The following is a 1,881-nucleotide window of genomic DNA, read 5'->3' as shown; positions in this document are numbered from 1 at the left end:
CAGTCGACGTGGGGGGTGGGTTGGTTGATGTGGAGGGTTTGGGGCATGGTTTCGTGGCGCATGGCCATGATCATTTTGATGATGCCGCCGACGCCTGCTGCTGCTTGGGTGTGGCCGATGTTGGATTTGAGGGAGCCGAGGTGCAGGGGGCGGTGTGCGGGGCGGCCCTGGCCGTAGGTGGCGAGGAGGGCTTGTGCCTCGATGGGGTCGCCCAGTGTGGTGCCGGTGCCGTGCGCCTCCACGATGTCCACATCCGACACCGACAGGCGCGCGTTCTTCAGGGCCGCGTGGATGACCCGTTCCTGTGACGGGCCGTTGGGTGCGGTCAGGCCGTTGGACGCGCCGTCCTGATTGACCGCGGAGCCGCGGATGACGGCATGGACGGTGTGCCCGTTGCGCACCGCGTCCGACAGCCGCTCCAGCATCAGCAGCCCGACGCCCTCGCCCCATATGGTGCCGTCCGCGTCGCTGGAGAACGCCTTGCAGCGGCCGTCGGCTGCGAGTCCCCGTTGGCGGCTGAACTCCACGAACGTCTCCGGCGTCGCCATGACCGCGATGCCGCCGCTCAGCGCGTAGGACACCTCGCCCGTACGCAGAGCCTGTACCGCCAGGTGTGTCGCCACCAGCGAGGACGAGCACGCCGTGTCGATCGTGACGGCCGGACCCTCCAGGCCCAGCGTGTACGAGATGCGACCGGACGCGATCGATCCCGCGTTGCCCGGGCCGATCAGGCCCTCCAGCGCCGCCGGCACCTCGCTGACCCGAGAGGAGTAGTCGTGGTACATCACCCCCGTGTAGACGCCGGTCTTGCTGCCGTGCAACGACTGCGGGGCGATGCCCGCGTCCTCCAGCGTCTCCCACGCCGTCTCCAGCAGCAGACGGTGCTGCGGATCCATCGCCGTCGCCTCGCGGGGCGAGATACCGAAGAACTCGGGATCGAACGCGTCGGCGTCGTGCAGGAATCCACCCGTACGCACGTAGGTCGTGCCGAACGCCTCCGGGTCAGGATCGTAGATGCCCTCGTTGTCCCAGCCACGGTTGACCGGGAAGTCCGTCATACCGTCCCGGCCATCGGCCACGAGCTGCCAGAGACTCTCCGGGTCCGTCACGCCCCCGGGGAACCTGCACGCCATGCCGATGACCGCGATCGGCTCGCTCGCCGCGCCCCGGACCTCCTGCAACTCGTGCTGGGCCTGGCGGGTGTCGGCGATCGCCTTCTTCAGGTACTCGCGGAGCTTCGCTTCGTTCGCCATTACCGTCAGGCCTTCCTGTTCGTTTCGACGAGGCTGAACAGCTCTTCGTCACTCGCTGCGTTGAGGTCGGAGTCGTCGGTGGGGGAGCCGGGCTCATCCCCCGTGCGGCGCCACTGGGTGAGGAGCTCTTCGATGTGCTCGGTGATGAGCGAGTGATCGTCGAGATCCACGACGAGCGTCGACAGCAACGCCGCGACCTCGTCGAGCTTGGCCCGTGCGGCCTTGCGGCCACTGGGTGCGAGCGTGTCGCGCAGGTGCTCTGCCAGCGCCGTCGCCGTCGGGTGGTCGAACACCAACGTCGCCGACAGCTGTACGCCGGTCGCCCTGGTGAGCTGGTTGCGCAGCTCCACCGCGGTGAGCGAGTCGAAGCCGAGCTGCTCGAACGCGATGTCCGGAGGTATCGCTCCGGCGTCGTTGTGGCCCAGTACCAACGCGATCTGCGACCGCACCAGATCCAGCACCCGTGCCTGCTGCTCCGCCTCGTCGAGACCGACGAGCGATGCGCCGAACGCCCTGCCGTCCTCCTGTTTCACGGTGGTGGTTGGGGTGTGGCGGGGGATGAGGTTGCGGAGGAGTGGGGGGATGGTGGGGTTTTTGCTGATGGTGGTGAGGTTGAGGGGGGTGGCGA

General features: G+C 68.0%; 2 protein-coding genes. Both read right to left on the bottom strand.

The annotated features are described in order from the left end of the window. A partial coding sequence (locus ACZ60Q_RS35975; protein WP_469641829.1) for a type I polyketide synthase occupies window positions 1-1,253 on the bottom strand: 1,253 nt, incomplete at its 3' end. Window positions 1,254-1,258: 5 nt separating this feature from the next. Then, a partial coding sequence (locus tag ACZ60Q_RS35970) for an acyl carrier protein (protein ID WP_469641827.1) occupies window positions 1,259-1,881 on the bottom strand: 623 nt, incomplete at its 5' end.

The sequence above is a fragment of the Streptomyces sp. NPDC104313 genome (assembly GCF_055583985.1).
This window is presented reverse-complemented; position numbering and strand designations above follow the sequence as displayed.